The 23,893-nt window shown below is 69.9% G+C and carries 20 protein-coding genes; 13 read left to right on the plus strand and 7 right to left on the minus strand.

Features of this window, described 5'->3' with window-relative positions:
* Positions 1 to 301 precede the first annotated feature (301 nt).
* Positions 302 to 577 (plus strand): hypothetical protein, encoded by a 276-nt coding sequence (locus ACZ601_RS00220; protein WP_469531582.1) that lies wholly within the window; start codon positions 302 to 304, stop codon positions 575 to 577.
* A 228-nt stretch (positions 578 to 805) separates the two neighbouring features.
* Here the strand turns inward: ACZ601_RS00220 and ACZ601_RS00225 are convergent, their stop codons facing one another.
* Complete coding sequence (locus ACZ601_RS00225; protein ID WP_469531584.1) at positions 806 to 1,105, minus strand: hypothetical protein; 300 nt, start codon at positions 1,103 to 1,105, stop codon at positions 806 to 808.
* A gap of 577 nt (positions 1,106 to 1,682) precedes the next feature.
* Here ACZ601_RS00225 and ACZ601_RS00230 point away from each other — a divergent pair.
* Together ACZ601_RS00230 and ACZ601_RS00235 are read left to right on the plus strand one after the other, a co-directional pair.
* Complete coding sequence (locus ACZ601_RS00230; RefSeq protein ID WP_469531585.1) at positions 1,683 to 3,968, plus strand: protein kinase domain-containing protein; 2,286 nt, start codon at positions 1,683 to 1,685, stop codon at positions 3,966 to 3,968.
* A gap of 247 nt (positions 3,969 to 4,215) precedes the next feature.
* Positions 4,216 to 5,508 (plus strand): RICIN domain-containing protein, encoded by a 1,293-nt coding sequence (locus ACZ601_RS00235; protein WP_469531587.1) that lies wholly within the window; start codon positions 4,216 to 4,218, stop codon positions 5,506 to 5,508.
* Positions 5,509 to 5,611: 103 nt separating this feature from the next.
* Here the strand turns inward: ACZ601_RS00235 and ACZ601_RS00240 are convergent, their stop codons facing one another.
* The gene (locus ACZ601_RS00240; protein WP_469531588.1) at positions 5,612 to 6,028 is read right to left on the minus strand and encodes a winged helix-turn-helix transcriptional regulator; all 417 of its coding nucleotides are present in this window, start codon (positions 6,026 to 6,028) and stop codon (positions 5,612 to 5,614) included.
* A 92-nt stretch (positions 6,029 to 6,120) separates the two neighbouring features.
* Here ACZ601_RS00240 and ACZ601_RS00245 point away from each other — a divergent pair, with 92 nt between their 5' ends.
* Together ACZ601_RS00245 and ACZ601_RS00250 are read left to right on the plus strand one after the other, a co-directional pair.
* Entirely contained in the window at positions 6,121 to 6,960 is an 840-nt protein-coding gene (locus ACZ601_RS00245) for an SDR family oxidoreductase (protein ID WP_469531590.1), read from the plus strand.
* A 71-nt stretch (positions 6,961 to 7,031) separates the two neighbouring features.
* Positions 7,032 to 7,769 (plus strand): VOC family protein, encoded by a 738-nt coding sequence (locus tag ACZ601_RS00250; RefSeq protein WP_469531592.1) that lies wholly within the window; start codon positions 7,032 to 7,034, stop codon positions 7,767 to 7,769.
* Between the two features lie 212 nt (positions 7,770 to 7,981).
* Here ACZ601_RS00250 and ACZ601_RS00255 read toward each other — a convergent pair whose 3' ends face one another.
* A complete protein-coding gene (locus tag ACZ601_RS00255; RefSeq protein WP_469531594.1) occupies positions 7,982 to 9,106 on the minus strand; it encodes a DUF5954 family protein in 1,125 nt (374 codons plus the stop codon).
* A 147-nt stretch (positions 9,107 to 9,253) separates the two neighbouring features.
* Positions 9,254 to 10,063, minus strand: coding sequence for an RraA family protein (locus ACZ601_RS00260; protein ID WP_469531595.1), 810 nt, complete (start codon positions 10,061 to 10,063; stop codon positions 9,254 to 9,256).
* Between the two features lie 97 nt (positions 10,064 to 10,160).
* Between ACZ601_RS00260 and ACZ601_RS00265 the strand changes: the two genes are divergently transcribed.
* The 6 genes from ACZ601_RS00265 (at position 10,161) to ACZ601_RS00290 (ending at position 18,860) form a co-directional block, all read left to right on the plus strand.
* A complete protein-coding gene (locus ACZ601_RS00265; protein ID WP_469531597.1) occupies positions 10,161 to 11,435 on the plus strand; it encodes an alpha-L-fucosidase in 1,275 nt (424 codons plus the stop codon).
* Between the two features lie 4 nt (positions 11,436 to 11,439).
* Positions 11,440 to 13,377: a heparinase II/III domain-containing protein gene (locus ACZ601_RS00270; RefSeq protein WP_469531600.1), complete on the plus strand. Its 1,938-nt coding sequence runs from the start codon at positions 11,440 to 11,442 to the stop codon at positions 13,375 to 13,377.
* A 260-nt stretch (positions 13,378 to 13,637) separates the two neighbouring features.
* Positions 13,638 to 14,888, plus strand: coding sequence for an ABC transporter substrate-binding protein (locus ACZ601_RS00275; RefSeq protein WP_469531601.1), 1,251 nt, complete (start codon positions 13,638 to 13,640; stop codon positions 14,886 to 14,888).
* On the plus strand, positions 14,867 to 15,832 hold the full coding sequence (locus ACZ601_RS00280; protein ID WP_469531603.1) for a carbohydrate ABC transporter permease: 966 nt from the start codon (positions 14,867 to 14,869) through the stop codon (positions 15,830 to 15,832). The genes ACZ601_RS00275 and ACZ601_RS00280 overlap by 22 nt, the downstream gene beginning before the upstream one ends.
* 18 nt (positions 15,833 to 15,850) lie before the next feature.
* Complete coding sequence (locus ACZ601_RS00285) at positions 15,851 to 16,771, plus strand: carbohydrate ABC transporter permease (RefSeq protein ID WP_440575549.1); 921 nt, start codon at positions 15,851 to 15,853, stop codon at positions 16,769 to 16,771.
* A gap of 109 nt (positions 16,772 to 16,880) precedes the next feature.
* Positions 16,881 to 18,860, plus strand: a complete 1,980-nt coding sequence (locus ACZ601_RS00290) for a right-handed parallel beta-helix repeat-containing protein (protein WP_469531606.1) — start codon at positions 16,881 to 16,883, stop codon at positions 18,858 to 18,860.
* Positions 18,861 to 18,923: 63 nt separating this feature from the next.
* On the opposite strand, the gene ACZ601_RS00295 is transcribed toward ACZ601_RS00290, so the two are convergent.
* The 3 genes from ACZ601_RS00295 to ACZ601_RS00305 all read right to left on the minus strand — a co-directional run bounded on the left by ACZ601_RS00295 (position 18,924) and on the right by ACZ601_RS00305 (position 20,876).
* Positions 18,924 to 19,658 (minus strand): GntR family transcriptional regulator, encoded by a 735-nt coding sequence (locus tag ACZ601_RS00295; RefSeq protein ID WP_469531607.1) that lies wholly within the window; start codon positions 19,656 to 19,658, stop codon positions 18,924 to 18,926.
* A 56-nt stretch (positions 19,659 to 19,714) separates the two neighbouring features.
* Complete coding sequence (locus ACZ601_RS00300; protein ID WP_440575543.1) at positions 19,715 to 19,951, minus strand: hypothetical protein; 237 nt, start codon at positions 19,949 to 19,951, stop codon at positions 19,715 to 19,717.
* Between the two features lie 100 nt (positions 19,952 to 20,051).
* Positions 20,052 to 20,876, minus strand: coding sequence for an amidohydrolase family protein (locus ACZ601_RS00305; RefSeq protein ID WP_469531608.1), 825 nt, complete (start codon positions 20,874 to 20,876; stop codon positions 20,052 to 20,054).
* 136 nt (positions 20,877 to 21,012) lie between these two features.
* Here ACZ601_RS00305 and ACZ601_RS00310 point away from each other — a divergent pair, with 136 nt between their 5' ends.
* On the plus strand, positions 21,013 to 22,926 hold the full coding sequence (locus tag ACZ601_RS00310; RefSeq protein WP_469531610.1) for a DUF8034 domain-containing protein: 1,914 nt from the start codon (positions 21,013 to 21,015) through the stop codon (positions 22,924 to 22,926).
* Positions 22,923 to 23,882, plus strand: a complete 960-nt coding sequence (locus ACZ601_RS00315) for an aldo/keto reductase (protein ID WP_469531612.1) — start codon at positions 22,923 to 22,925, stop codon at positions 23,880 to 23,882. Before ACZ601_RS00310 ends, ACZ601_RS00315 begins: the two co-directional genes overlap by 4 nt.
* Positions 23,883 to 23,893 lie beyond the last annotated feature (11 nt).

A 23,893-nucleotide genomic window follows, 5' to 3' on the forward strand; every position in this document is an offset into this window, starting at 1 on the left:
AATGGTCATCAGCACCGCGGCCGAAACGCTCGACCGCTGATGACTTCGCCCGGAGACCGGACCCGTCCGCCGTGCACGTCCCTCCGGGGCGGTGCCGACGACACGGCTACGCCCCCAGGCCCGGCGAGTACCTGGGGCGAATCCGTTCGAGATTCCGTTCGAGGCCATGGCACCATGTACCGCATGACGACAAACCGAAAGGCCCATGCCGCGTAGGCGGCCAGGACGGGGCCGAGCCACCGCCGGCGACCATCGGTCAACGGATGCACGGCCCGTCATCGACGGCCTGTCCTCGCGTGCCATGTCCGAGATCATCGAGCTTGAGCGCACCCGGAACTACCTGCGGCCGGGCGACGTCAGCAGGGCTGTGGCCCTGTGGAAGGACTACGTCCACCAGTCCGAGCGTGCTCTGTGGCGCGACTACGAGTGGGGCAACGTGCACTGGTACTGCTGCGGAAGCCCCCTCGACGCCCGAGCTCTCCTCGACACGGTGATGCGGGCTCTGTCGCCACGTAGCGCCCGCGAACTCCGAAAGATCGTCAACCGGTCGGACGCCGTCTGGGGTCGGCCTGCCTAGATGATCGTAGCGGCGTCAAGCACGCCCTTGTGGACGTTGGCGGGCCGCTGTACCTGTGGTGACGGCGAACGTCTTCGGATGGAAGCGGCGCGGGCGCGTGCGGTGTCCGAGACGCCGGCAGTAGTGAAAGCCGCGAGTCTGCTGAGCTCGATGGGTGCGGCTCATACGGCTCAGCACCGCAGCCAGTCCGGAATGAGCATCGCTCTGCCCGTGAGGATCGTGCCTCGTTCAGCTGGAACCGGCCGTGGCGAGCAACAGGACCAGGAGGAGCTGCGCGCCCCACTGGACGCCCAGCGCAATGCCACGAATCCTCGGGGTGCGCCGGGAACGGGGCGCCGGGCTGAGCGCGGCAACGAGGCCGAAGGCGAGCGACAGCCCGAAGAGTCCGGTGAGCACCTCTGTGGGGGGCAATACCGTGCACTCACCGCCGTCGTAGCAGGAACCAAACGTAGGAAGCACGGACATGGCCAGCGCCAGTGCCGAACCTGGTGCGAGCAGCACGATCCCCAGCCACGCGCAGATTCCCACGCGGCGGGTTCGTGGCGAAGCCGGAATGCGTTCATCAGTGACCAAAGCGCTGTGTCTCATACCACCAGCCAACCGGGGCATCGAACCCGCGGCATCGGCGGAACTACTCATCTGCCGATGAGTAGACCACCTGGATCTGTCGAACGAGCGCTGCAGTCCCGCTTGTTGAGGGTTACGCCACTCGTCTGACAGAGCCGTGCGGCGGAGGGTTCAGTGCCGAGACCGGAGGAAGAAGAGATGTCCAATGACGGACTACGCACGGCAGCACGGACGGTGCGGGGCGGCGCGATCGAGTAGGCGTCAGGGCTGAAGCCGCCCGGTGGGGACACCGGTCTCGGACGGCGATCCTGATGTCCGCGACGAGGCGCTGTCGCGACCGTCTCGCCTGCGCCGACCGGAGGGCCGAGCCCGGTCAGCGGTACGGCCGGTCACGGGACCCCGCACCACGCGGTGACCGCCGGACGCTGGACCCCGGCATCCGTGACTTCGCCGTACCCGGCCGTGCGTACGCCCGATCCTGGAGCTACGCTGCGATCGGTTGGCTGGAATCACGCTGCGATCTGGGGGACTTGAAGCTGTGGTGGACCGCATACTGGCCGACCGGTACCGGCTTGTCAGGCTGCTGGGACAGGGCGGGATGGGCGAGGTCTGGGAGGCCCGCGACGAGGTTCTGGGGCGGGCGGTCGCCGTGAAGGTGATCTCGGTGCTCGGGGGCGGCGGCAGCACCGCCGGTGAGGCACGCGCCCGCTTCCTGCGTGAGGCGCGGATCACCGCCGCGCTGCAGCATCCGCACATCGTGACCGTGCACGATCTGGGCACGGCAGCCACCCCCGAGGGTGATACACCGTTCCTGGTCATGGAGCTGCTGCGCGGCGAGGGCCTGGAGGCCGCTGTCCACCGCGGGCCGGTCGGTGGGGTGGACGCGGCCCGCTGGGGCGTACAGATCTGCGAGGCCCTCGCGGAAGCGCATGCGGTCGGTGTCCTGCACCGTGACATCAAGCCCGCCAACATCTTCGTCGCGTCGTCGGGTCGGGTGAAGGTCCTCGACTTCGGCATCGCCCGAGCCGCCGACCCCTCGGCCACCGGCGGCCGGCTGACCCGCACCGGGCTCGTCGTCGGCACGGCCGCGTACATGGCGCCCGAGCAGGCACGCGGCTACCCGGAGCAGCGCAGCGACCTGTACGCGGTGGGTTGCGTCCTGTTCGAACTCCGCACCGGGCGGCTGCCGTTCAGCGCACCTGACACCCTCGGGTTCCTGACGGCGCACCTCAACGATGTGCCACCCGTGCCGAGCGGCGTGGGGCCGGGCGTCTCACCCGCCTGGGACCGGTTGATTCTGCGCCTGTTGGCGAAGGATCCCCGTGACAGGTACGACTCGGCCGCCGAACTCGCCGACGCGCTGCGCGAGTGCGAGGGCCGGGCCGCTCCCACGGGGCCCGTGCCGTCCCCGCGCCCCGGGCACGCGGACACCGCGGTGCCACCCGAGGCCGCTCCCACCGTCACGGCCACGCGTCCTGACACCCCGGGGGCAGCAGGTCGCACTCCATTGAGCCGCCGCGGACTCCTCCGGCGCGGCGCCGGAGTCGCCGCGGTGGCCACGGTCGGCGTCTCCGCGGGTGTCTACCTCACCGGCAGCCCCGAACAGGAGCGGTACTCCTGGTCGTACGACCCCGGCTCGGACGGAGCGGGATACGACCAGCCCATCCGGTCCGGCGAACGCTGCTTCGTACCCGCCCATGACAGCGCTCTGATCCAGGCGTTCGACCTCAACAGCGGCAAGCATCTGTGGAAGCGCGACCTCGGCCTTGAGTGGCCTCTGCACGGACGCTCGCAGACGGCCGCGCTCGACGGCGGCGACACCGTGATCGCGCTGGCCCAGCTGCCCGAGGACCTCATTCCGGTGCTGTACGTCCTCGACGGCGCCACGGGCAGGACCCGTTGGAAGCTGGAGGCGTACGACAAGGACGACCGTGACCTGCACGTGCTCGACCGAGGACTGGTCCTCTTCGGCAGCGACGATCCCAACGAGCAGCACGTCACGGCTCTCGACGCCCGTACCGGGAAGGAACGCTGGAGCCAGTCGGTGCCCGGAGCGGGCGGCATCACGACGATCGGGGATCTGGCGCTGGTGGGCTCGACGGCACTCGACGGCGCGACAGGAAAGAGGCTGTGGGAGCAGCCCCGCATGAACCTGTACAGCGACCTCGGGGAATACGTCAGCGCGCCGCAGCGGACGGACGACGCGGTCCTCTTCCATGAGCACGGCAAGAAGCAACGCATCGATCTCGTCCTGCGCAGTGCCCGCACGGGCGGGGATAAGTGGCGCATCCCCCTGTCCGAGATCAAGGACGTACCCGGCAGCAACGGCACCACGCAGGAGACTCCCCCGGCGGCCCCCCTCTCCGGCACCACCCTCCTGCTCCCACGGCTTGAGGGCGAGCGCGGCGGTCCCACGGCCATCGACGTCCGCACCGGGAAGCAGAAGTGGGCCGTCAAGGGGGAGGCCGGCTCTGCGGGCCTCGGTCCCGAACCGGTTTCCACTCCCGGCGGCTTCGTCCTGCCCACATCCGACGGCGCGGTCTGTCTCGGCGCCGAAGACGGGGCAGAGCTCTGGCGGTCGAAGGGGGGAGCGGACCTCAGGATCGACTCCGCGGGCGACTACACCATGATCCGTCACTCACACACCGCGAGACTGTTCCAGCATCGGCAGGCGGTCCGCATCCTCCGTTCCTCGGACGGCCGCACGCTGTGGCAGGGCGAGTTCAAGTCGAGTATCCGCAAGAGCGCGCCAGTGGCCTCGGGCCGGACGCTCGCCTTCCTGGACCCTCAGGAGACACTGCGCGCCGTCCGTCTCATGGGCTGATCCCAGGCGAGGCCCCGGGGCGCCCGTCGGCCGCGTGGCTGACGCACATCGTGGTGAGCAGGGCTGATGGCCGCGTGAAACCAACCGAGAACAGGCCATCGCGCCCCGGCGTGATCGTACTGGCCGATTTCGGCGTCGTCCTGCCGTTACTGGTGACGCTATGTTCACTCGCGCTCAGCACCATCACACGGCCACACCGGACCGGCCGGCCCCGCCTGCGCGGTTCGGCCAAAGGGGGAAACAGACGATGCGTCACGCAAGGTGGACCGACCGCTTAAACAGAGGGCTACTGGCCTTCACGGCCACAGCTGCCACCGGGATCGCCGCCATGAGCTTCGCCGTCGCGCCGGCAGCCGCCGCACCGGCCCTGCCCGCCGCCGCTCAGGCGGAACTCGGTGACGCCTGCACTGCCGCTGATCTCGGCAAACGCCACCCGTTCATCCAGAGTGTCGAAGTCGCCCCGACGATCACCCACTTCAAGGGCTGGTACGTCACCGATGGCTCGCTGGGCTCCCAGACGGTCGAGACCAGCACCCAGACCGTCATCTCGGTGTCTGTTGGCCAGAAGACCAGCATAGAGAGCAGCTTCGAGGTCGAAGCCCTCAGCAAGGCCGGCGCGTCCGTGGGCCTGGACGTGCAGATGTCCTACACCTCCACCGGCAGCACCTCGAAGTCGATCACGTGGAACTTCCAGAAGCCCGGCTACTACGCCCTCTACGAGGGAACGAAGAAGGTGACCGGCGAGTACGGCAGCCTCAACTGCAACCGTGTCGACCTGGGTGACGGCACCTTCGGCCTGAAGTGGGTGGAAGGTCCCGGCAACGGCAGCTACACCACCTACACGACCCTCGAAGAGGGCGCGGTGCGCTGCGAGGACGCGGTGCCGGCCAACAGCATCATGCGCAAGGCGCAGGATCTCCTCGACTGCGGAACCGCGCCGGCCGGTGCCGGGCACGCACCGGCGGAGAAGGCATCCGCGCCGGCAAAGGACGGGAAGGCGGCAAAGGACGGGAGGGCGGCGGAGAGCGGGAAGGCGGCGGATTCGAATCCGACCGGCCGGTCCACCCGCGCCAGCGTCGCACCGGGCTTCACCTGCGACGAGGGCTACTACAAGATCGGCACAGCTGACCGGGCCCTGTTCTGGACCGCCCCCGGCTTCCTGCAGGGCGACAACGTCCAGCTGAAGCCCTCCACGGTGCTCAGCCTTAACCTGGACCAGTGGCAGCTGTGCCACGGGCCGGAGAACAACGGCGTCGCCGAGCAGATCCTCGTCAATCACTCAAGCAATAAGTGCCTGGCCATCGCGGAGCAGACCGCGGCCGACGAAGGGTCTCCGCTGGTGCAGGCCGACTGCAAGTCGGACGACCTCCAGCGGTTCTACGTCTACCGGGATGTTCCCGGCTCCGACAACATCGGCGTCCAGAACAAGTACACCGGCTACATGATCGGGCACGACCGCTACGCCGAGGGCCAGCCGCTGCGCCAGTACAGCAGCGGCAAGCAGGACGGTTCGGGTACGTACGTCCTGGTCAAGGCCTGACGCCTCCCGGCCTTACCCGACCGGGCTGACTCCGGTCGCCCGGCTTCGCCTCGTGCGACGCGAAGCCGGGCGACGCGAAGCCGGGGGGCGACCGCGTCCGGCCTCACGAACCTGCCGCAGGAGCACCTGTTGCGCCCAGCCGCTCCGTGGCGGACCCGCCACCGGAAGCCATCCGCTGTGTGATCCGGTCGAACAACTCCGTCAGAGGCTCACTGACGTGCCGGCCGAACTCGGTGAGCCCATAGGTGACCTGGGGCGGCGTCGTCGGCTCGACCTCCCGCCGGACCAGACCGTCCTGAACCAGTGCGCGCAGTGTCTGGGAGAGCATCTTCTCGCTGACGCCCTGGATGCTGTTGCGCAGCTCGTAGAACCGAAGGTCGTTGCCCCGCAAGGAGATCAGCACCCAGACGCCCCACCTGCTGGTCACGTGGTCGACCATGTCGCGCGCGGGGCAGTCGGTGTGAAACACCTCATACCCGCCGCTCGCACCGGCCTGTCTGAGCTGCGTGCCTTCCCTCATGTTCGGAGCTTACCTCTAGGTATGTTCTTACGAAAAGTAAGCCCGCCTCCTAGCGTCAATCCCCGCAGTGCACAACCGACTAGGAGCTGAACATGATCGTGGTGACCGGAGCGACCGGCAATGTGGGCCGCCCGTTGACGCAGGCCCTGGCCGAGGCCGGCGAGCAGGTGACGGCGGTGTCCCGGCAGGCGGCGGCGGTGCCGGACGGAGTCCGGCACGTGGCGGCCGACCTGGCAGAGCCGGCAAGCCTCTCCCCCGCACTGGACGGGGCGAAGGCGCTGTTCTTCCTGTTGTCCGGCGACCTCCACTCCCCCGACGCCAGTCCGTCCGACATCATCGACCTCGCCGTGGCCAGCGGGGTCAGCCGGGTCGTCCTGTTGTCTTCGCAGGGCGTGGCGACCAGGCCGCTCGGTCCCACGCGGATCGCGATGCGCGCGCTGGAGGACGCGTTGCGGCGGTCAGGTCTGGACTGGGCCGTGCTGCGACCGGGCGGCTTCGCCTCCAACGCCTTGGCCTGGGCGGAGTCCGTCCGCACGCAAGGGACGGTCGCCGCGCCGTTCGGGGAGGTCGGGGCTCCGATCGTCGACCCACTGGACATCGCGGAGATGGCGGCGGCCTGCCTGCTGGACGACCGGCACGCCGGGGAAACCTACGAGCTGACCGGGCCCGAGGTGATCACCCCGCGTCAGCAGGCGGCGGCCGTCGCCGCCGCGCTCGGCTCGCCGGTACGGTTCCACGAACTCTCCCGCGAGGAAGCCAGAGCCGCGATGACCCGGTTCGTTCCGCCGGAGCTCGCTGACGACACCCTGGACATCATCGCCGCTCCGAACCCGGCCGAACTGCGGATCAGCCCGGACGTGGAACGAGTCCTGGGCCGCGCCCCGCACGCCTTCAGCGACTGGGTCGCCCGGAACATCGCCGCTTTCCGCTGAGGCAGGACTCGGCTTGGGGCCTCGTGCGGCCGTACGAATACGGCCGCACGGGGCCCTTTATGATCTCCGGCATGGCGACACGACTTGTGCAGATCAACATGAAGGCCCAGGACGACTCCGCGCTCGGCCGGTTCTGGGCGGAGGCACTCGGTTGGGGTATCGACAGCGAGGGCCCCGGCGTGACCAACCTCGAACCCGTCGGCTTCGCCTACCCCGGCCCCACAGCCGTCTGCGTCGACATCATCGCCCGCCCGGAACCCAAAACGGTGAAGAACCGGGTGCACCTCGATCTGGCCACCACCTCGACCACGCATCAGGCGGAGTTGGTCGCGCGTCTGAAGGGTCTCGGCGCGACGCTCGCCGACGTGGGTCAGGGCGACGTCCCCTGGACGGTCATGGCCGACCCGGAGGGCAACGAGTTCTGCGTCCTGGAGCCCCGACCGGTCTACCGGGACACCGGACCGATCGCCGCGGTAGTGGTCGACTGCACCGACCCACGAGCGATGGCCCGGTTCTGGGGCGAAGCGTTGGACTGGACGCTGCACGAGGTCACCGACGACCACGCGACGATGCGCTCCGCCAAGGACGTCGGCCCCTACCTGGAGTTCATCCGCACCCCGGGCGCCAAAACGGTGTGGAACCGCGTCCACCTCGACGTCTCGCCCTACACCGGTGACGACCTGGCAGCAGAGGGAGCCCGGCTGCGCGCCCTGGGCGCGACCGTCCCTGACTTCGATCAGTCCGCGATCTCATGGACGATCCTGGCCGACCCGGAGGGCAACGAGTTCTGCCTCCTCAGCCCTCGCTGACGTTCCGCGACGGCACGGGCCGGCCGGCCGGCCGGCGGACGTTACCGGAAGAGCCGCTCGACGCAGGAGGCCGGGCCGTGGGGCCCGCGGCCATGACGAGGACCGTCAGTGCGGGCCAGTTCAGGTGCGGCAGGCCCATCGTCTAGGGGCGGAGCAGCCAGGAACGAAGGGCACGTCGCGCATGCGGACGGGGCCGTCGTGTGGTGCCGGCGTCATGACTGATCACTTACGTCTGCGGACGGAGGCGGAGCTTCTTCCTGCGCGGACTCCTCGAAATGGACGACGCCGTCCTCGTCGAGGCGGGGGTGGATGACTTCGGGGTCCTGGGTGTTGGTGTCGGAAGGGCGTGGGCCCTCCGGCCCGTCGGGGCCCCAGCGCAGCAGGCGGCGGGTGCGGACGATCCGGAGGGCGGTGCCCGGGACTTCGACCTGGTTGAGCCGGCCCGCGCGGAGCCGGTCCGCGGCCTGGGCGAACGCCGCCAGCTCCGCGGCCGCGGCGGCGTCCTCGGGGGCGGCGGTGTGCGCGTCGACGTCCCGGCCGGCATCGTGGGCGATCAGCCCCCGCAGGCGTGGCCTGAACCACATCAGGGAGAAGTACAGCGTGACGCGTGCGTCATGGGCGCTGACGTGCAGGGCGCTGCCCGGCCTCCAGGACCTGGTACCGGACCGCTCCACGACCTGGAAGGCGGCGGGCATGAGCAGGACATCGGGGTGGCTCTCCACAGCCCGCGCCGAATCGCCCAGCACGGAGTCGGGGAACCTGGTACCGGTGTAGACGAGCGAGCGCAAGGACAGCCGCTCGGACGCCTGGACAGGGGAAAGGGGTGCGTCCGGATCCAGCACCAGGTCCTCGTCGACCCTCGGGCCATGGGTGCCGGGGCCCCAGTCCGGGGTGAGGGGTTCGGGGTCGGTCGGCCGCGGTGTCTCGATGTCACCGTTCGCGTCCATGCCCGCGTACTCCTCGGCCCTCACCACGCGGTAGCGGGTGTCGAGCACGGTGAGCTCGTCGACGCGCTCGCTCTCCAGCCGGGCGACCGCCGCCAGTAGCGCCCGCCGCTCGGCCTTGTCCTTGGCTTCGTCCTTCGCCCGGAACCAGAGCAGGGAGTTCAGTGAGTCCCGGGCCTGCTGCGGACAGCCTTGGGTGACCTCTACGGCCACCCGCCACCGCCGACCGTCGCCCGTACTCTGTGTGGCCACCCCGAACAGCGGTCCTCTGACAGCCAAGGTGCTGTGCAGCGCCGCGTCGAGAGCGTCGGCCTCCATCGCGGCCTCCACCGGCTCCACCGGAACCCTCACCACCACTGGCCAGTCGGCCGGCCCCGCGCCCATTTCGTTCATGCCCCTCATCCTGACGGCAAGGGAGCGTCCGCGTCCTGGATTCACCAGCTCGGTCGAGCAGGTGAATGCTTGTCGCATTTCCGGTCCGCCGCCGGCCGCGGGCCGGGCACGGACGGGCGCGCGGCCCGCGGTCGGCGGCGGACCGGCTCAGGTGGCGGGGTGGGCGGCCAGGAATTCGGGCAGCGTCTTGGCGGTGAGCGGGTAATAGTCGGACAGCCGGGCGCCCTCGTCGAGCCGACGGCGCGCGAACTCCTCCCGGTCCTGATGCCGGATCGAGTCCTCGGCCAGCGGCACCGCGCTGTGCTGCGGGACCACGACGGCCCCGTCCTCGTCGGCCACGATCAGGTCACCCGGGGCCACCAGAACGCCGCCGACCCCCACCGGGACGTTGAACGCGGACGGGAAGAGTTCGGTCTGCGAGGCGTAGTGCGGGGTGACGCCCGTGCACCAGATGGGGACGCCGAGCGCGCGTACCCGGGCCGCGTCCCGGATCCGCCCGTCCACGACGATCCCCGCGCCGCCCTTCAGCTTGAAGTAGCGCACCAGCATGTCACCCAGGCAGCCGGTGTAGTGGCTGCCCTGGGCCGAGACCACGAGCACGTCGCCGGGGCGGATGGATTCGAGCACCTTCCACAGCGCGGTCTCCCGCTCGGCGTCCTCCTGCTCCGCGCCGTTGAAGACGTCCTCGCGCCTCGGCAGGAACTGGAGGGTGACGGCACCTCCGGTGATCTGCACGTCGGGCTCCCGGTGCAGCGGCACCGGACCGTCGATGAACGTCCGCGTGATTCCCATCTGATGGAGCTTCGCGCAGGCCGTGGCCGCGCTGACCTCGCCGAGGGCCTCCACCATGCGTGCGGTGGGCCGCACGTACTTTGAGGTGTGGACCGGTGCCCGCATCGACGCGTACGTCCGGATCTCCTCTGTCGACGGTGCTCCGTGATCCCTGGTCGGGTCCATGCTTTTGCCTCCGTACACAGCGCCAGTGACATCATCGCCTATCGATGGTAGATAACAGTTAATCGATTAGTACTGTCAATGTGTCAGGAGTATTTTCGTGACCACCACGTCACCCGGCTGGTTCGAAGCCGAACGCTTCGGGCTCTTTGTCCACTTCGGCCTCTACAGCCTGGCGGCACGTCATGAGTGGGTGCGCAGCCGGGAGTTGATGGACCAGGAGAGTTACGACCGCTACCTGAGCCGTTTCGACCCGGATCTCTTCGACGCGCGGGCGCTGGCACGGGCCGCCCGGGAGGCGGGCATGCGGTACGCGGTGCTCACCGCCAAGCACCATGACGGATTCTGCCTGTTCGACTCGGAGTTGACCGACTACACCTCGGTCCGGGTGAACGGGCGGGACCTGGTCGGGGAGTTCGTGACGGCGATGCGGGAGGAGGGGCTGCGCGTGGGTCTGTACTACTCACTTCTCGACTGGCACCACCCCGGCTTCACGGTCGACGAGCACCATCCGCTGCGCGGCACCGAGGCCGCGGACGAACCGCGTGACATGGACGCCTACCGTGCCTATCTCCACGGACAGGTAAGGGAGTTGCTGACCGGCTACGGGCAGATCGACCTCCTCTTCTTCGACTTCACCTATCCGTCGAAGACCGCCGCGGACTGGGGTGCGCGGGAACTGATGGCCACGGTCCGCTCCCTGCAGCCGGGCATTCTGGTCAATGACCGGCTCGGGATACCCGGTGACTACGTGACCCCGGAGCAGTACCAGCCCGAGCGGCCGCTGGAGCGCGACGGTGCGCCGGTGCGGTGGGAGGCCTGCCACACGCTCAACGGTTCATGGGGGTACGACCGCGACAACCACGACTACAAGGATCCCGCGCTACTGGTGCGGATGCTGGTGCAGTCGGTGGCCTGCGGCGGGAACCTCCTGCTGAACGTCGGGCCGACCGGGCGGGGCGCCCTTGATCCGCGCGCACGTGAGACCCTGGCGGCGATCGGCTCCTGGACAGTGCCGCACACGCGCTCCGTGCACGGGGCGGGACCGAGCGGTCTGACCCCGCCGGCGAACGCCCTGTACACGCGTCGCGGCCGTCAGCTGTATCTCCATCTGCTCGCCTGGCCGCTGAAACATGTGCACCTGCCGGGACTGGCGGGGCGGGTCCGGTACGCGCAGTTCCTGCACGACGGCTCGGAGATCGGCTTCCACGAGGTGGACGGCGCCGGGCACGAGCACACCAACATGACGCCCCCGGGCCAGCCGGCGGGGACGCTGACCCTGACCCTGCCAACGGCCCGCCCGGACGTCCTCCTTCCGGTGATCGAACTGGAACTGGACGAGGACCCCGACGCGGCTGGGAACGGGGAGGTCTAGGCGCATGGCGACGGGGATTCTGGGGGCGTCGTTCCGTTCGGCGCTCGGCCCTGGGCTGGCAAGGCTGCTGGGCGATCCGGCGGGCCGGGTCGGAGTACCGGACGTGACGTGCCGGGAGGTGTGGGACGGAGTGCCGCGCCCCGCGCGTGAGCGGGTGATCGCCGGTGCGCGGGCCGAACTGGCGCGCCCCGAGCCGCGGCTGACCGCGGGGGCCTGGGCCCGCGCGGCGCGCGACGGGGACCGGGGCGCGTACGAGGACCGGGCCTGGGAGCTGCAGGAGCGGGTCTCCCGGCTGGTCCTCGCGGCGGTGCTGACCGGCGAGGTGGCCGATGCGACCGACGCCGGCGAGGTGTGCCCGTTTCTGGACGCCGCGGTGGACGGCCTGGTGCGGTTCGCGGAGGCGAGTACCTGGTGCTGGGCCTCGCACGACCGGTTCGCGGCGGCGCGCGGCGAGGTGGTGCCCGATGCGGACGAGCCGTATCTGGATCTGGGGGCGGCCGAGGTGGCGGCGCTGTTCGCATGGGCGGATCACGTGCTGGGGCCTCATCTGGAGCGTCGGGTTCCCGGGCTCCGGCGGCGGCTGCGCCGGGAGGTGGACCTTCGGGTGCTGGCCCCGTTCGAGCGGGTGCGGGACTGGCGGTGGATCGGTGCCGACGGCAACGCCAACAACTGGAATCCGTGGATCCACAGTGCGGTACTGGCGTGCGCGCTGCTGCTGTGCGAGGACGAGGCGCGGCGGGCCGGTCTGGTGCGGCTCGTGGTGGAGGGGCTCGACCACTACGTCGCGGTTCTCCCGGACGACGGGGGCGTGGACGAGGGGATCATGTACTGGTGGGCGGGGGCGTGCCGGGTCCTGGAGGTACTCGATCTGCTCGCGGGAGTGGGCGGCCCGGCGCTCGACGCTCGCGAGCTCCCGCTACTGGCCCAGTTGTTGCGGTATCCGCAGCGGATGCATCTGGGCGGGAGCTGGTACGTGAACGTGGGCGATGCCCCGCCGCGCCTGTCCGGTGACCGGCCCTGGCATGTGCCGTACCGGTGGGGTGTGCGTCTCGGCAGGCCCGAGACGTCGGCACACGCGGTGGCGGGCGCCCGGCAGGAGGGCGATCCCGCGCCGCCCAGGGCGGGCCTCGGCCGTGCGCTGGCGGCGCTCGCCGATCCGCGGTGGTGCGGGGCGGTCGCCGCGGGGTCCGCTCCGGACGACGGCTCCCCGTGGCTGGCCGGCGAGGTGTGGCTGCCCCGTCTTGAGGTGCTGGTGGCGCGTCAGGAGCCCGCTTCCACACGGGGACTCACGCTCGCCGTGAAGGCGGGCCACAACGGCGAGCACCACAACCACCTCGATGTCGGTTCGTACTGGGTGGCGGTGGACGGGCGGCCACTGGTCGTCGACGCGGGCCGGCCCCGGTACACCACGCAGACGTTCGGGCCCGACCGGTATGCGGCGTGGCCCTTCCAGAGCGCGTGGCACAACGTTCCCGAACCGGGGCACCCGCAGTCCCCCGGGCGGGAGTTCACCGCCCGCGAGGTGGCCGTGAGCCTCGACGGCGCACGGAGCGTCCTGAGCGCGGAGTTGAGCGGCGCCTATCCGGCCGGTCCGCTGACCAGCTGGAACCGGACGGTGCGCCTGGTGCGTTCGGCCGGGGCGGCCGCCTCTTACGTGGACGTCGAGGACACCTGGCGGGGGCGGCTCCCGTATGTGCGACTCCGGCACCTGCTGTCCGGTCACGTCGAGTTGGGGGACGGCTGGGCGCGGGTGACGGCAGAGGGTTCGGGAGTCGTCATGCACTGGGACGCCACCCTCGCCGTCGCCTCGACAGAGCGCGTGGAACTCGACGATCCCCTGCTCAGCGCGAGTTGGGGCGCTTTCCTGACGCGTCTCACCCTGACCGTGCGGACTCCGGGCAGCGCCGGGAGGGTTGGGGTGCGGTGGAAGCAGGCCGCTTGAACAACAGGTTACGGCAGCACTCTTGAACATTGTGGGATGCCAGCCATAGCATCAGCAATCGATAGACGATTAGCGAAGAGCGAAGGCGTCCCGACCCCCATATCTCCAGGGTCCGTGGCCGCCGATCGCCCGCCGACGCCGGCCGGCCTTCCCGCCCGGCGCGACGCGGCACCCCACTCCACCGCGCACCACTTCCGACCCGCACTTCCCGACCGACAGTAGCTATCGATTATTCACGACTACGCAACGGAGCGTGTCCGATGAAAGCAGTCTGGCGCCGTGTTTGCGCCTTCGCCGCCGCCCCCCTGGTGATGGCCTCGGCCGTCGCCTGCGGCGGCGGTACGTCCGACGAGGGCGCGGGTGGCACCACCACTCTCCGCGTCATCGTGAACATCACGCCGAACCTGACGGAGAAGTACTGGAACGACCTCTTCGCCCGGTACGAACGCACCCATCCCGAGGTGAAGGTCGATCTGGAGCTGACCGGCACGATCTCGGCGAACGCGAAGCTGACCCAGGACCTGGCGGCCGGCGACCCGCCGGACGTCGCCCAGCAGATCACCCCCACCACCGAGACCGAATCCCTCTTCGCCGACCTCTCGGACCAGCCGTGGACGGCCAAGACGCCGCTGGCCGACGAGTACGCCCTCGGCGGCAAGCGGTATGTGGTCGGTGTCGGTGAGCAGATCCAGTCGCTGGTCTTCTACAACAAGCAGGCCTTCACCGAGGCCGGCGTCGACGCGGGCTCGATACGCACCCTGGACCAGTTCACCGCCGCGATGGGCAAGTTGAAGAGGGCCGGGTACGAACCGCTGCAGACGGCCGGGCAGTGGGTGACCGGCAGTCAGTTCTCCATGATGGCCGACGCGGGCGTGCTCACGGCGGAGCCGAAGTGGACGGCCCAGCGCATCGCGGGCAAGAACTCCTTCGCGGACAGCGGCTACGTTGACTACTTCGCGCAGTACAAGAAGTGGATCGACGCCGGCTACCTGAAGAAGAGCGCGCTCGGTCTCACCTACGCCGACGGGCAGACCGCCTTCCTCAAGGGGAAGTCCGCCATGTACATCATGGGGTCGTACTTCGTGCCCGCCGCGGACACCGCAAAGAAGAGCGACGAGATCGGCGTCTTCAGCATGCCGACCGACGGCGCCTACCCGTCCGGCCAGTTCGGCAACATCTCCAACCCGTACGTCGTGATCGACAAGTCCCGGCACAAGACCGAGGCGACGGACCTGGTCAAGTGGGCCGTCACCGACCCGGAGGCGATCAAGAGCCAGCTCGCCGCCGACGGCAACCTGCGCGCCGGGTTCAGCTACAAGATGTCGAGCCTCGGCACCTCCGTGCAGAAGGTCCTGGACAAGACCCCCTCGGTGATCGTGAAGTCCGGTGCGAACCAGCCTATCGCCGGGTTCAGCGACGAACTGAACAAGCAGGTCCAGTCCCTGTACACGGGCACCTCTCCCGAGGACGCCGCCGGCGGATTGGACAAGTGGTGGAACTCGCAGCGCTGAAGCGGCCGGGGCCGCGCGACAACACCGCCCCGGTCACCCCCGCTCCCCCCTCGCCGGCCGGCCGGCGCAGCGCCCAGGTGCGCGCGGCGGCGGTCTCGCTCGGCCTGATGGGGCCGGCCGTCCTGCTGTACACCGTGCTGACGGTCGTCCCGGTCGGTGTCGCGGTCTATCTCAGCCTCACCGACTGGGACGGCTTCTCCTCGGTCTCGTTCATCGGGCTGGACAACTACCGGCACCTGTTCGACGACCCCAGCTCTTCGCAGGCCTGGTACGTGACCGCGGTCATCGCCGTGTCCGGCACCGTGTTCATGGTCAGCCTCGGTCTGGTCTACGCCCTGATCCTCAAGGGCCGTTCGCGTGCCAACTCCTTCTTCCGGGCCGTGGGTTACTTCCCGCACGTGATCAGCGCCCTGGTCCTCGGCTATCTGTGGGCGGCCATCCTCGGCACCAACGGGGCCATCAACAACACGCTCGCCAAGTTCGACATCGAGCCGATCGGCTTCCTGTTCGACGAGAAGATGGCGCTGATCTCCCTGATCGCCGTCATCGTGTGGGCCGGGTTCGGCTTCAACGTGGTGCTGTTCGTGGCGGCCCTGCAGACGGTGCCCGCCGAGCTCCTCGAAGCCGCGGCGATCGACGGGGCGACGAAGCGGCAGACGAACCTGGGGATCGTCGTCCCCATGATCGCTCCGGTGGTGACGGTGGCGACCATCCTGAATCTGGTGGGGCTCATCCGCGCCTACGACATCATCGTCAGCCTCACCGGCGGCGGCCCGGCCGGGTCCACGCAGACGTTCACCTACCTCATTCTGGCCCGCTCCTTCGAGGGCACGAAGGTCGGTTACGCGACGTCCCAGGCGGTCTTCCTCATGATCGTGTCCGCCGTGCTCGCCCTCGTCGTGACGGCGCTGCGCAACCGCCAAGATCAAGCTGCGACAGGTTAGGAGCCAGTGGTGGTCGTAATGGAGGCAAAGGCCCGAGAGGCGAAAGCCCACAGGGCCAAGGAGAGGCCGCCGGCGGCCCCCGAGGGGCTGCCGGGCCGCACCGAGCAGGGCGAAGGCCGCTCACCCCTGCGCTGGATCATGCTCGGCGGGCTGCTCGTCGTCATGATGGTGCCGGTGTACCTGCTCCTCGTGAACGCGTTCAAGTCGCAGCAGGACATCCTGGACAACCCCTTCGGCATCCCACTGAGCGGGCTGACGCTCAAGCACCTGTCGGCCGCGGTGACCAGTCCGCAGTTCAACGTCATCGGGGGCTACGGCTTCACGCTCTTCCTCGTCGTGATGGTGGACGTGCTGTGCATCCTGCTGGCGGGCCCGGCGGCGTACGCGATCGCCCGCAGCCTGAAGAAGCGCACCCAGCTGGTGATGCTGTACTTCCTGGCGGGGACGTTCATTCCGGGCGCCGCCGTGATCATTCCCGTGATCTACGTGCTCCGGGAGATCGGCCTGGCGAACTCGGTGACCGGTCTGGTGGCACACGACGTCGCCTCGACGCTGCCCGTGAGCATCTTCCTGTTCGTCGGTTTCATCCGCACCATCCCGGTGGACATCGACCACGCGGCGACGATCGACGGCGCGGGCAGGTACCGGACGTTCTGGACCATCATCTTCCCGCTCATGCGGCCCGCGGTCGTCACCGTCCTGATCCTCAACTCCATCGGGATCTGGAACGACTTCGTGAGCCCGCAGATCCTGCTGAGCCCCTCGTCCGGGCACTACACGGTGACCACCGCGATCTACGCGGGCATCAGCCAGTACTCGACGGACCTCACCAAGGTCTTCCCCAACCTGCTGCTCGCCATCGCCCCGGTGGTCATCTTCTTCATCTACATGCAGCGCCACATCATCAGCGGCCTCACCGTGGGCGCCGTGAAGGGCTGACCCGGGCGGGCACATCCCCCTGAAGGACAGCTGAAGGACCCAGAAGGACCGAGAGAAGGACCCTGGAATGCCGATCCCCCCAACAGCTCCGGTACCACCGCTCCCACCGATGCCGGGCAGCGCACGCGGCCCGCACCCCCGTACCCGGCCGTGGCAGGCCGCCACCCTGTTCGCGGCCCTGTGCATGGTCATGGCCGGCGCCCACCCGGCCTCGGCCCAGAACGGGCAGACGTACTACGTGGCGACGGACGGCCAGGACACAGCGGCGGGCACCTCGGCCGCGCCGTTCCGCCACATCCAGCGCTGCGCCGATCTCATGCAGCCGGGCGACACGTGCCTGATCAACTCGGGTACGTACGAGGAGACGGTCGTACCCGCGCACTCCGGAACGGCGCAGGCGCCGATCACCTACCGGGCGGCACCCGGCGCGCAGGTGACGGTGAGCGGCGCCTCTCGGGTGACCGGCTGGCAGCCCGTCACGGCCGCGGACGTCACCGCGATCGGGCAGGGCGACCCGTACGCGCCGGACTCGGACTTCGCGGACGCCGTCGCGGCCGGACACGTCTACTCCACGGATGTGGACCTGGGCAGCGACGTCAGCACCGTGCAGGTCTTCACCGACAAGGCGATGGACATCGAGGCGCAGTGGCCCTACCCCGGCCTCGACCCCATGGACCCGGTGCTCCAGTACGCGGGTGCGGGCAGCGCGGACGCGACGATCAATGACCCGGCCCTGACCCGCCCGGCGGGCTACTGGGACGGTGCGCGGGCCCTCACCGGCTACTGGTACGTCTCCGCCACCGCCAAGGTGACCGGCTCGACGGCCGGTTCGGTGACCCTCGACGCGGCGCCGCCGTGTGTGCACAAGGTGGTGCCGCAGGAGACGCGGTACGCGCTCGCCGGGAAGATCGGCGAACTGGCCCACCCCGGAACCTGGTTCTACGACCCCGCCGCCCATCGCCTGTACGTGTACAGCGCCGACGACCCCGGCACCCACACCGTCGAGGCCAAGCGCCGCACTCTGGGCTTCGACCTGACCAACACCAGCCACACCACGGTCGCCGGCGTCGGCCTGTTCGCCTCGACGGTCAAGACGGGCGCCGCCACCACGGGCGTCACGCTCGACGGCGTCAAGGGCACGTACCTGTCGCACTACACGGACATCACCAGGGGCGCGACGGACTGCGGCAGTACGGTCACGCGCGGCGTCGGCGACAGCGGCATCATCGTGGACGGCACCGGCAACAAGGTGGTGAACAGTGATCTGTCGCTGAGCGCGGGCAACGGCATCGCGCTGCGCGGACAGAACAACACGGCGAGCGACAACGTCATCCACGACGTCGACTACATGGGCACCTACGCGGCCGGCATCGCCGTGCAGGGCAACAGCCAGACGGTGACCCACAACACCATCTCCCGCGTCGGACGCAGCGGGATCAACCTGCAGTGGAACAGCGTGGCGGGTCTCGACCCGGGCAAGGACGTCATCGCGTACAACGACATCTCGGCCTATGCCCGGCTGAGCCTGGACGTCGCCGCGGTGTACACCTGTTGCAGCGCCGACATGATGGGCACCTCCATCGACCACAACGTGCTGCACGACCCGGCACCGAAGACGACCTCATCCACGTTCGGCATCTCCGGTGTCTACGCCGACAACGGCCAGAGCGACCTGGTGATCGCGAACAACGTGGGCTGGGGAAACCGCGAGGGCACGGTGATGCTCAACGGGCTGGGGACGGGCTCGCACGACAACGGCGTCTACAACAACACGGGCGGCATGACGCTGTTCTACGTGAAGGGGCCCGACCAGTCGACGGGCACGAAGATCTACAACAACATCGGGAAGATCGCCGGTATGGACGGCGCCACCGACGGCGGTCTCGTCATGTCCAACAACCTGCCCGCGGAGACCGACCCGCTCTTCGTCGACGCGGCCGCCCGGGACTACCGCCTGGCCGCGGGCTCCCCAGCCAGGAACGCGGCGATCGCGCTGCCGGGCATCAATGACGGCTCCACCGACCCGGCGCCCAGCCTGGGGGCCTACCAGTACGGCGCCCCGAAGTGGACGGCGGGCGCGCGGCGCTGACGTTCCCGCGCAAGGGGGAAGGCCCGGACCTCTCGGTCCGGGCCTTCCCCCTTGCCAGGTACGTCAGTCGCGGGCGGTGGCGGCCTTCCCGCGCGGCTTCTTCGTGGCGCGGCCGTCCGGAACAGGACCCCGGCCCGCCGCGTGGTCGGCGAACGCGACGGCCGCCCCCTCGCCGTCCCCGTCGCGCAGCAGGCTGACCAGGCGGCCGTGCTCGTCGGCCATCGCGGACCAGTCGCCGGCGAACAGCGGGTCGGAAATAGCCCGCAGCGTGCGCAGGCTGGGCTCGATGACCTCCCACATCCGCTCAAGGAACGGATTTCCGGCGGCCTGGCTGACCAGTGTGTGGAACTCGATGTCGGCGTCCCTGAAGACACCCACGTCTTTGACCGTCACGGCTTTGCGCATCCGCTCGACCAGCGCGTCGAGTTCGGACAGCTGATCCTTCGTGATGTGCTGCGCGGCGAGCTGAGCCGCGAGCCGTTCGAGCGGCTCGCGCACCTGGCGCGCGTATTCCGCGTCCTGTTCCGAGATTTCGACGACGAAATGCCCGCGACGCGGCACATGCATCAGCAGGCCCTCCCGGGCCAGCTGTTTCACCGCCTCCCGGACCGGCGCCTGGCTGACCCCGAGCCGTCGCGCGATCTCGGACTCGACCACGCGGTCACCCGGGGCGAGGTCACCGTCGACGACGGCCTGACGCAGCAGCTCGTACACCTGGTCGGAGATCAGGGCCTTTCGGAACCGGTCCTTGTTGGTGGCCAGTGTGGAGTCGAATCCCGCCGACGCGTTCGCTGCCATGAATTCCCATTCCTGCGTTGGGGGAGGTCAGTTGGGACACTATACGTGCTCATCGCCTATCGATGGAATGCGCGCGCTTTCCCCCACTGCTTCCCCGGCCATTCCAGTTTGACGACTTCGTGGGCGGGGCTGCCACCCACATGATCATTGAACGGGTACGCCCGTATCTCCTTGCCGGCCTGATCCACATTCCACAGCGCGCCATAATGGTTGAACGCGTCGAAGTCCCCGGGTTCGGACAGCTCGGGAGGGTACTTCTCCAGCTCGCCGAGGGGCAGCTCCAAGAGAGCCATGTCGAATCTCCGCGTCGGTCTGGCCGGCGGGGCCGGCTGCGGGCCACTGTCATCGCCTATCGATCATCGAGAGAATCGAATCAGGGTGTCGGGAAGGCTGTCAACCGCGCAGCCGGTACACCCGCTCCGCGGTGGTCCGCGAAAGCTGCCGGTTCTGCGCGGGGGTGAGGTGTGCGAGTCCGGTGCGCGAGGCGGCGAGCGATTCGGCGCGGGTGCCGCGCGCCAGGCAGATGGGCCAGTCGGAGCCCAGCAGGCAGCGTTCCGGACCGAGCGCGTCCACCACATGCCGTACCAGGTGGGCGAGTTGACTGTCGGGCACGCCGTGCTGCTGGGTGAGCAGGCCGGAGATCTTCACATGGACGTTGCGCACCCGGGCAGCGCGTTCGAGGTCCGCGTACCACTCCCCCGGATCACCGGTGGCCAGGTTCGGCGGGTTACCCAAGTGGTCCACGACCACCGAGAGTTCGGGGTGCCGTTCGGCCACGTCCGCAGCAGACCTCAAAGCGTCCCGGTACAGGTTGAGTTCGAGGGCGAGGCCGGTCCCGGCCAGCACCGGGACCAGGGCGCGGGCCGGCTCGGGGGTGCTCGCCCAGTCCGGACCGCCGAGCCGCATTCCGTTGGGGCGGGTGTCGCCGGACTCGTCCAGGAGCGCGCGGAAAGCGCCGGGTCCGGCGCCGCCGTGGACATGGAGATTGCCCACGTAGCCGGCGACCAGATCCGGTCGCCTCCGGCGCAGTTCCCGCAGGGCGAGCGTCTCTCCGGCATCGCCGCGCGAGGCCTCCACGAGGATCGCGCCGGCCAGGTCGAGCTCCGCGCCGGACGCGGCCAACTCGGCTTCTCCGTAGGGCCGGTGCAGTGGTGTTCCGGGGCGGATCCACGGGAACCCCTCGGCCGGGTCCCACAGATGGACATGGCAGTCGATCACGATCGTCCTCCTCATATCGACCGGGTCCGGTGTATTGACACCTCGGCCGTATGCCGGTGAGTCTAGCCATCGGCTATCGATGGGCGATTATCTGAGCCCGATGGTCCTGATGTCGGTTCGAGGGCGGGAGTCGTGGATGCGCGGGGTCGACAGGTCGAACGGGGCGCCGCCGGCGCACGGGCCGGTGCTGTACGCGGTCCGGCCGGTGACCGAGGTGCCCCGGTGGGCGCTGCTCGAAAGGGAGTTGTTCGCCGCGCTGGACAAGGCGTGGCGGCTGTTCTCCGACCGCTACACCGAGGGCGACGGGCGGCTGGTCTTCCGTGACCGGCTCGGGGTCGGGCTCGACGGCCGGGACGGGGTGGACGACTTCTACGAGCCGTTCTTCAACTGGCCGACGCTGTACCTCCTCGGCGGCAGCGCCGACCTGCTGCCCGCCGCGCGCCGGCACTGGCGCGGGGTGACCGCACAGCTCACCGAGATGAACATGCTGGCCGACGGGTACGAGCGCGGCTACGACTGGTTCCACCAGGGCGAGGGCCTGCTGCTCTTCTACGGCCTGTGCCTGGCCGACCCGGCCGACCCGGAGCTGCGCCGGCTGGCGGCGCGGTTCGCGGACCTCTACCTGCCGGACGGGCCGAACTACGACGCCGACCACCGCATCGTGCGGGCCCCGCACAACGGTGCCGAGGGGCCGCGCTGGGGGTTCGCGGACGAGGACGCCTGCTTCCCGTGGAGCCTGGCGCTGCGCCCGTACGGTCTGCCGCTGGACGGCATCGACGGCGTCACGCACTTCGACGAGCTGGCCGCCGACCCGGAGCGGGCGCGTGCCTACGGCCGGGCGATGTGGGACCGGATGGGGCGCGGCGACACCCTGGTGAACCTGGCGGCCACCGGGCTGGCCACCAACGCGGCCCTGCTGACCGGGGACAGCCGCTACGCCGACTGGGTCGCCGCGTACACCGGAGCCTGGCAGGAGCGGCTCGCCGGGCGGGACGTGCTGCCCGACAACGTGGGGCTCGACGGAACCGTTGGCGGGCACCTGGACGGCCGCTGGTACGGCGGCCACTACGGCTGGTCCTGGCCGCACGGCCTGTCCTCGGTGGCCTCCGGCGCCCTCGTCGGCGCCACCAACGCGGCGTTCCTGACCGGCGAGCGCGGCTACCTGGAGCTGGCCCGCAACCCGCTGGACGCGGTGCTGCGCCAGTCCGGGCAGCGCCGTCCGGACGAACGGGGAACGCTGGGCGAGCGCTGGGATCCGCACCTGCGGTCCATGACCGCGGAGCGGACCCTGATGGTGCCGCAGCGGCACAACGACTCCGGCTGGTTCGACCACACCGTGATGCCCACCCAGCTCCCCATGGCGCTCTGGCACTTCAGCCGCGAGGACTCCGACCGGGAACGTCTGGAACTGCTCCGGGCCGGTTCCGGCTGGGACTGGTCGGCCGTGCACACGCAGCGCATCAAGGACGAGGCGGGACACGAGGAGCCCTGGTACGAGTTCCTGCACGGGCGCAATCCGGACTTCCCCGAGCGGATGCTGAGCTCCGCCCTGGCGTCCAGCGCCGAGCGGGTGGCGGCGATCGAGAGCGATCCGCTGGACCCGGCCACCGGACCGGACGCGCTGGGCATCCACCACTGGCAGCACCTCAACCCGGTGGTCACGGAGGCGCTGCTCCAGCTGACGACCGGTTCGCCGCAGATCCTCTACAACGGCGGCCTCACCCATCTGCACCTGCGCTACCACGACGCCACCGAGCGCCGCCCCGGACTGCCGTCGGACACGGCGGCGCTGGTGACGGACATCCGGCCCGGCAACACCGTGGTGGAGCTGGTGAACACGGGACCGACGGCGCGGTCGGTGCTCGTGCAGGCGGGCGCCTTCGCCGAGCACCTGATCCGGACGGCGCGCGTGGACGAAGGGCCCCCGGTGCCGGTCGACGGGCCGTACTGCCGCGTCGAACTGCCCGCCGCGACCCGCGTCCGGCTGACCCTGACGATGTCCGTGCGCGGCGCCCGTGCGGCCTGCGCGTCACCATGGGAGACGGCGTGAGCGACACGTTCTTCACCGGAGACCGGGCCGCGACCCGGCTGCCCTTCGGCCTGCCCCGCCTCGGCATCGGCACCGCACCGCTCGGCGGCCTGTTCACGGAGGTGAGCGAGGAACAGGCGGCGCGGACGCTGCGCGCGGCGGGCGACGCCGGGATCACCTACTTCGACACCGCGCCCCGCTACGGCCACGGCCTCGCGGAGGAACGGCTCGGCCGGTTCCTGGGGCCCGCCGGGGTGAGCGAGCCGGTGCTCTCGACGAAGACCGGATGGCTGCTGCGGCCCCGGCCCGACGGCTCTCCCGGTGAGGTCGTCCCCGACTGGTCGGAGCGCGGCATCCGCGCCTCCCTGGAGTCGAGCCTGAGCCGCCTCGGCCGCTCCCACGTCGACATCCTCTATCTGCACGACCCGGACGACTTCCCCGACGAGGTGCGGCGCACCGCGTATCCGGCGGTACGGCGGCTGCGGGAGGAGGGGCTGGTGCGAGCCATCGGCTTCGGCATGAACCACAGCGCGCCGATGGCCGCCCACGTCGCGGAGTTCGATGTCGACGTCGTGCTGATCGCGGGCCGGTTCACCCTCCTGGACCACGAGGCGCTGGGCACCCTGCTCCCGCTGTGTGCCAAGACCGGTACCGCGGTGGTCGTGGGTGGCGTGTTCAACACGGGGCTGCTCGCCGACCCCTCCCCCGCCGCCATGTTCAACTACCGCCCGGTCCCGGAGGAGACGCTCGCCAGGGCCCGGCGCTGCCACGAGCTGTGCGCCGCCCACGACGTGCCGCTGACGGCGGCCGCCGTGCAGTTCCCCTCCCTCCACCCGGCCGTCACCTCTGTCGTCCTCGGCTGCCGGTCCGCCGAGGAGGTCACGGCGAACGTGGCCGCCGCGCGCTTCCCCGTACCAGGTGAGCTGTGGCAGTGCCTGGCCGACGAGGGCTTCGTACCTCGGGAGCTCGTCCCGTAACCGGTGTGCGG

The organism is Streptomyces sp. NPDC104307 (assembly GCF_055584045.1).